The following is a 7,103-nucleotide window of genomic DNA, read 5'->3' as shown; positions in this document are numbered from 1 at the left end:
TAATTTGTTTAATTTACTAATTCGCTTAATTTTCCTCTAACATCTTCTTTATCTTTTCCTTACCAAGAAGTTTTATAAGATCTCTTTGTATTTTCTCTTCCCCAATGCTACGGATTACCTCTTTTTCTCCAATGCTACGGATTACCTCCTTTTCGCCAATGCTGCGAATTACCTCTTTTTCCCCAATGCTACGGATTACCTCCTTTTCGCCAATGCTGCGAATTACCTCTTTTTCACCAATGCTACGAATTACCTCTTTTTCCCCAATGCTACGAATTACCTTCTCCTCTCCAATCCCTTGCACAAATTTGTCCACACTCCGAAGTAACCTCTCCTTACCAATACCCTGGATAAACTTATCAACTCCAACTATATCTGCCAGTTCACCAATTATATCTGGTCTATCCGCTAATGTCTGTGGCATTAATTTCACCTCCTCCTTGAATTCCTCAGGATGTAGATACAACCCTGTTTCTATTAACTCTACTAACTCTACCTCTAATATATCTTCCCTTTTACTACCTATTCCCCTGGCTAATTCCCTAATGGATTCTCCTGAAGTAAAAAGAATTAGTCCATAGTTTTCAGGAGTCACCTCTAACCTATCCAGCTGAATTAAATAAAAATTAAACCCAAAATCCGCAAAATAAAGCCCTTCCTTTATCTTTGCCAGTTTATGTCCATTACCACGAATATAATCCTCTATCCTTTTTATACCACCGCTTAAAAGTGCATAAACATTTATTTGGCTTCGCCATTCTATATTCTCTTTTATCTTAAATAATAGCACATAAGCAAATAATCGGTCAAAATCATTCCGGGTGAATCTATCCCCAGGTGATTTATATTCAATAATATTATAATCAGTAAATGATTGGAATACAAGAGGTAAAGATTTAACATCCGCATCCTTGCCCTTTTTAATGACCACAATATCTATCCTTAATGGCATTTTGCCAACCTCAACCTCTGTTTCAACGCTAAATCCTTTAGGTTCGAGTAGATGTTTTAATACATTTGAGAAATACGGATGCCATTTCTTCTTCATCATCTATAAGTATATACTAAACTTCTATCTTTGTCAATAAATTTTTAGCAGGTTTTTAAATTGACAGGATGCAGAAATGACACAAAGAACGCAGGAATGACAAATAAAGCAAAAATTCTCATTTTGCAGAAGTCTTTCACACCAACTAAACGATTATAATTAAGGGAGCTTTATCTATTGTGGCAGACCAGTAGGTTTTTGATTCTTATCTCTTGATCAAGAAACTCCTTTTCTCTTCGATAGATTTCTTCTCTCCATAGCTAATCTCAAATATGGCAATATATTCACCGGGCTCAAGATTATGAGGTTGTAGTAAATCTATCTTGTGAGTTCCTTGAGGTAAGATTAATATCCCTTCAGGAAGTAATATCTCAGCCACTTTTTCTCCATGTCTTTCCTGAACTACAACTTTACCCGTAGGTTGAAGGCTTACATTCCCAGCATTCGTAAGGTTGAATGACACCTTTAACTCCTTGAGATTTGGTAAGATTTTTAAATCGTTAAGAATGAGATTCTCTTGCAAAGTATTGGGAATAATTATGCCAATGGGTACAATCGCCTCCCCTCGTTTATCGCCAGAAGAGGCAATAAACAAAATCGCTCCATATTTCCCTCCCCGTTCCTCTTTAGGTACGGAGATATTATATTTTACAACCTTTTGTTCATTAGCGGGAATAGTAAAGGATGAAGGATTCACTTTAAGGCAATTTACGCAGGAATATGAAGTAGTGCCTGGCTCTAAATAGATAATCCGTCCCTTCTCATCAATAAATGCATCTCTTAATTCTACCCGTATATCAATAGGGATATTCTCGGTATTAAATAATTGGATTACTCTACTTCGAAACCCTTGTGGCATAACTTTCTCATTAATGGCAGTAGGAAGTGGGTAGAAACTAAGGTATTCTTCACTCTTTTCTTCACCTACTCCTTTGACTAAGACACCATTTTTTACCATAACTGGAGTTTTGCTCATTAACATCTTTCTTCTACCATATTTTTCTTGACCATAAGGGATTTTAATCTCAGCGGTATAATTGCCATCAGGCAACTTCTGGTTAATTACTGCCTTAAAATCTCGTATATCCTCGGGAAACATAGTGTAAGTATCAGCAGTAATTGGAGTTTGGGTAATTATTCTTCCTCGACCACTCTTGATATATAATATTCCTTTATCTGGAACCAGACGAATATTACCTTTATTCTCTACGGTTATGGTAAAGATTGTATTTTCTTTTTCTTTTGTCATATCCGTATTCAAGATATTGATTTTTTCTGTAAATCCTCTAATTCCAACCGTCAGATAGACAATAGATGCTATTCGATAATGTGCCGTAATCCCACCTTTAGCCGTTTTCTCTGGTAGGGTTTCGCACATAATTGCGGCATACCTTTCGCCAATTGGTATTCCCCGTGGTATGGTGACTTTACATAAAATCTTCTTTTTCTCATTCTCTTTTATAATCATCTCACCTTCTGGTTGTAGTTTTATCCATTTTGCGCATGAATATTTTGACATACCAGATGGAGGATATCTAAATTCCCCATTTCTTTCAATAGTAATATCAGTGGGATATATTTTTACTTTTGCCTCTTTTTTATCTGAAATAAAGATGTTAATCTCAAATGTCCTTGATGTTCCTGGGGAACCTTTAATTTCAGTAGCAAATGGGTCAAAACCAAGTTTCCAGGCAAAAGATTCTTTCCCTCCTAAACTAATAATCCACAAAATAAGTATTGTAATCTTAATTCCTCTCATCTTCTTTAATAACCTCCTTTGGAATTAGAAAGTAGAGAGTAAAGAAAACAAGCCTCTTCCCTCTCTCTACTACCAATATATCATAATTCATTATGTTCTGTCAATAAAATTTTAAGAGAAAGGGGCAAAGAATTTTGTTGACAAACATTAAAACTTAATGATATTATAGTAGCATAATGAAATATAAAAAGGTGATTTTTTGGGGAATGGCTATCTTTTTAACTATAGTGAATAACTCTTATCCTGGTCCAGTTTCTACATCCTCACTCCTTAGAAATGGCGATTTTAGTGCGGGACTTGATTCGTGGGAAGAACTACGGCAGGGAAAGGCAAATATTATGACTATTAATATTGTTGAAGATAGCCCAGAGTATCCACATGTTCTTCAATTTAAAAGAAAAATAGCCAGAAAAACCATAGGTAAATTAGGGATTAAACAGGATATAAATAGAGAGGTTGCTACTGGAGCTACATCACTTTTTATCAAAACAGATGTAAAGGTAATTCACTCTTCACTTATGAGTGATACCCTTCTCAAAGGTGGGATTTACCCACTTACTCTGGAAGTAGAATATTTGGATGAACAGAGAAAAATCTACTTATGGAAGCATGGCTTTTTATATTCCACACCCAGATATAAAGATAAAGGAGAAATGGTAAAACGGAATGAATGGCACTCATATACCTCTGAAAACCTACTTTCATTAACTCCAAAGCCAAAGATAATCACTCAGATAAAGGTCTATGGTGAAGGTTGGGAATTCTGGGCAAGGATAGCAAATCTGCAACTACTTGAAGAAAGACTATCAGTAGCCGAAGAATTAGTTACAGAGCAAAAGGAAGGCGATGAAGGAACCTCCCCCTTAATCCCCATTCAGAGGGAGACAGAAACCTCTCCTTTAATCCCTCTCCAGAAGGAGATAATTGTGGGGAGTTCGAGTCAAGAAGAAATTAAGAAAGAGGAAAAATCTGCACTTGCGTCTGAAGAGAAAGAACCACTTATTACCAATACCTTTGTTGATACTGATATAAGGCAAGCACTTCAAGATATAGCTTCCCAGTCGCAGGTTACTATTATTGCAGACGAGAGTGTTCAAGGAGTAGTATCTATGGAGTTAGATAATCTACCGTTAGAGAAGGCACTTAAAAGAATCCTTACCCCTTCTGGATATCTTTTTAAAAAAATAGAAGATTATTACCTTGTTACCTCGGCTGACCCTACTACCCCCACATTCCTTCTATTATCTACAGTTGAACGAATTAAACCCAGTTACTTAAAAGTAGATTCCATATCTAATCTCCTACCAGCTAATTATGCTAAATATATCAAAACAGATTCTGGCGAGAATATCCTTACTGTAACCGCACCCACAGAGATTATTGAAGAAATTAAGGAATATATAAAAAAGATTGACCTTGCACCTAAACAAATACTGGTAGAAGTGATGGTAACTGAATTATCCGAGCAAGCAAGAAGAAGTCTGGGAATAGATTGGTCTTTCCAAGGGGGAAAGACTAAAGTTACACTTCTACCTACTACACTGGACTTAAAAGGGAATTATCTAAGTGTTGGAGTATCCTCAGAAGCTCTGGCTACCATAAAGATGTTAGCTGAGAAAGGAAAAGCAAAGATTAGAGCTACTCCACGAATACTTACTATAAATGGCAAAACAGCTAATATCTATATGGGTAGGGAAGAATACTACTCCCTACCAGGAACTGCTTATCAACCCGCAAGTTTTAGTAAGGTATTAAGTGGAATTACCTTAAAAATTACCCCTTATATATGTAGTGATGATGAGATTACAGTTTCTATTGAACCTGATGTAAGTGATGTCACGGGAATAGGCAAGGAAGGTTATCCGGTTATCAGTAAGCGAACTGCAAATACTATGGTCAGGATGAAAAATGGCCAAACAATTACTATTGGTGGACTAATTCAACAAAAAGAGGAACATAATATTACCAAGATACCCGTGATAGGAAGTATACCTTTATTAGGATTCCTTTTCCGGAATACTCAAATTAAATCTGCAGAAACAGAAATAGTGATATTTATTACACCGCATATCATTGATTAACTACTTTACGAAGCCTCTGGGATAAAATATAGAGGAATGGTTAAATAAGTTTTTGATTTTCGATTTTTGTCCAATCTAAACAGGTTAATACGCCATTTCACTGACCCATTACAATTTGCTGTAATACGTCAGTTATTTGGGGGAATGAACATTAACCTGCGGAGGACAAAGCAATGAAAATAGTAGGCAAGTAGGTAGTAGGTAAGTAGGAAAGGGATAAAGGATGTGCACGGTATTCCTCTTCTGGGGGCAATGTCTCCCCCTTTCCTACTTTCCTACTTTCCTACTTCCTACTTTCAGGAGAATCCCCCATTTCACTGACGCATTACAATTTGCTAAACTTTTTCCTTGACAATTTTATAGGTTAGATGGTATAATTATCTTACCTTAAAATAGGGCTTCACGAAATTATAAAGTAAGTAATCGGTTAAATGGTAAGTGGTAACTAATTACCATTCACCAGTTACCAATTACCAGAAAATGGGAGGGAATATTATATGATGGAGTTGAAATGTATTTAAGTTTGGAACTTAAATCAGATAAAAAATACCTATAGGCTTAACATAAGTGTCCCTTATTCTAATAAAAATCTCATAGGGGGAAATTCACCTTCTTTAAGAAGGATAAGATATATAGAGGGGAAGGATAAAAATGTCTACTTCGTTTGAGAAGGAAATTTACGATTATGAATTAGATGCGGATAATTCTTTTGAGAAATTGGAAAAGGGAAAGCCTACAGAAGATGAGGATGCAATTTTAATTAGAAAAAGTATTGAAGGGGATAATTCTGCTTTTGAGAAATTAGTAGGTCGATATGAATCAAGGGTTTATCACCTGATTTATAATATCTTAGAGAATAAAGAAGATGCAGAAGATTTATTACAAGAAACTTTCCTCAAGGTTTATCGATTTCTTTCTCAGTTTAGAGGGGAAGCAAAATTTATTACCTATCTATATCGGATAGCAATAAATCTTTGCTTTCAAAAATTAAAGAAAAAAAAGACTTCCTATTCTCTCGATAATCTTTTAGAGGCTAATCTTGATGATGATATGGTTGAATTACTAAGTATGAAGTTGGGTAATCCTGAAGAGATACTTTTAAAAAAGGAACTGGGTTTAATAATAAATGAATCTATTCAAGAATTACCTGAAAAATTCAGAGTAGTCTTTTTCCTCCGAGAAATAGAAAATTTTTCTAATAAACAAGTAAGTGAAATATTAGGTTATTCAATTGGAACTATAAAATCACAAATACATAGGATAAGGCGATTCTTACATAAGAAAATACTTCCTTATCTCACAATTTAATTTTAACCGTCGGGGCGTAGATACCTAAACGCTTACTTTATTTTTTTTAACGAATGTTCTCCTTTCCTGAATAAACATTCATTAGTTGGAAAGGTTAAAGATAATTATAAGCACGACAATGTAAGTTTTTCTGTAACAGAAAATAGCGATGTAGAGACAAACATAAAGGTTTTTTTAATGTCTGGAATAACAAATTATAAGGGAGAACATTAAAATAATGGAGTGTAATAAGATAAAAACTCTATTATCAGATTACATAGATTTAGAGTTAAAACCTGGTTTGCAGAGTAAAGTAGAAAAACATATCTCTAAGTGTCCAAAATGTAACTCTTATCTAATAACCTTACAGAGAACCATCCAAATATATAAGTCTGTCCTTAAACCCTCTATTCCACAAGATGTTTCTGAACGATTGCACAAAAGGCTTAAAGAAAAATTGCCACCTGTGCGGTTAGATTAACCTTTCTCACATCTTTTAAAACCACGAAGAACACGAATGGCACGAAGAATTATAAACCAAATCGTAACTATTCAGCCACAGATGGACACGGATGAAACACGGAAAAATCCGTGAGGCGTCTCCGGTATCCGTGTCTGTAATCAGGCTGAAGGCTGAAGGGCTTTTCTTCTTCTAATTTCCACCCCCTTAATCCCACGCCAGCGGAGGACATCTATCTCTACCCTCTGCTTTCTCGCCCCTTGCATCTTGTCCTCTACTATCTGTTATTTATCCGTGTTAATCTGTAGCTGAATAATTACTGAATAGTTACAATATTTTTTCGTAACCGTTCAGCCACAGAGGCACAGAGTTCACAGAGAATTAGAGAAATTAGCCACATAAGGACACGAATTAACCTGTGACATTCGATAAATGTAGTGCGAACCTTTAGGTTCGCTTTCCTGCTTG

At 35.5% G+C, this 7,103-nt stretch carries 5 protein-coding genes; 3 read left to right on the top strand and 2 right to left on the bottom strand.

Annotated elements, in window-relative coordinates:
• Window positions 1-25: 25 nt before the first annotated feature.
• Together AB1414_12705 and AB1414_12700 are read right to left on the bottom strand one after the other, a co-directional pair.
• Complete coding sequence (locus AB1414_12705) at window positions 26-1,051, bottom strand: hypothetical protein (GenBank protein ID MEW6608281.1); 1,026 nt, start codon at window positions 1,049-1,051, stop codon at window positions 26-28.
• A gap of 202 nt (window positions 1,052-1,253) precedes the next feature.
• Window positions 1,254-2,807, bottom strand: coding sequence for a hypothetical protein (locus AB1414_12700; protein ID MEW6608280.1), 1,554 nt, complete (start codon window positions 2,805-2,807; stop codon window positions 1,254-1,256).
• A 176-nt stretch (window positions 2,808-2,983) separates the two neighbouring features.
• On the opposite strand from AB1414_12700, the gene AB1414_12695 reads away from it, so the two are divergent.
• The 3 genes from AB1414_12695 (at window position 2,984) to AB1414_12685 (ending at window position 6,656) form a co-directional block, all read left to right on the top strand.
• Window positions 2,984-4,888 (top strand): secretin and TonB N-terminal domain-containing protein, encoded by a 1,905-nt coding sequence (locus AB1414_12695; protein MEW6608279.1) that lies wholly within the window; start codon window positions 2,984-2,986, stop codon window positions 4,886-4,888.
• 651 nt (window positions 4,889-5,539) lie between these two features.
• Window positions 5,540-6,196, top strand: a complete 657-nt coding sequence (locus AB1414_12690) for a sigma-70 family RNA polymerase sigma factor (protein ID MEW6608278.1) — start codon at window positions 5,540-5,542, stop codon at window positions 6,194-6,196.
• A gap of 217 nt (window positions 6,197-6,413) precedes the next feature.
• Window positions 6,414-6,656: a zf-HC2 domain-containing protein gene (locus tag AB1414_12685; GenBank protein MEW6608277.1), complete on the top strand. Its 243-nt coding sequence runs from the start codon at window positions 6,414-6,416 to the stop codon at window positions 6,654-6,656.
• Window positions 6,657-7,103 lie beyond the last annotated feature (447 nt).

The sequence above is a fragment of the bacterium genome, from assembly GCA_040755795.1.
Lineage (GTDB): Bacteria > UBA9089 > CG2-30-40-21 > CG2-30-40-21 > SBAY01 > JBFLXS01.
This window is presented reverse-complemented; position numbering and strand designations above follow the sequence as displayed.

Bases quoted from the DNA above. Each gene is read 5' to 3' on its own strand.
- AB1414_12705 (MEW6608281.1), bottom strand. From the start codon at position 1,051: ATGATGAAGAAGAAATGGCATCCGTATTTCTCAAATGTATTAAAACAT.
- AB1414_12700 (MEW6608280.1), bottom strand. From the start codon at position 2,807: ATGAGAGGAATTAAGATTACAATACTTATTTTGTGGATTATTAGTTTA.
- AB1414_12695 (MEW6608279.1), top strand. From the start codon at position 2,984: ATGAAATATAAAAAGGTGATTTTTTGGGGAATGGCTATCTTTTTAACT.
- AB1414_12690 (MEW6608278.1), top strand. From the start codon at position 5,540: ATGTCTACTTCGTTTGAGAAGGAAATTTACGATTATGAATTAGATGCG.
- AB1414_12685 (MEW6608277.1), top strand. From the start codon at position 6,414: ATGGAGTGTAATAAGATAAAAACTCTATTATCAGATTACATAGATTTA.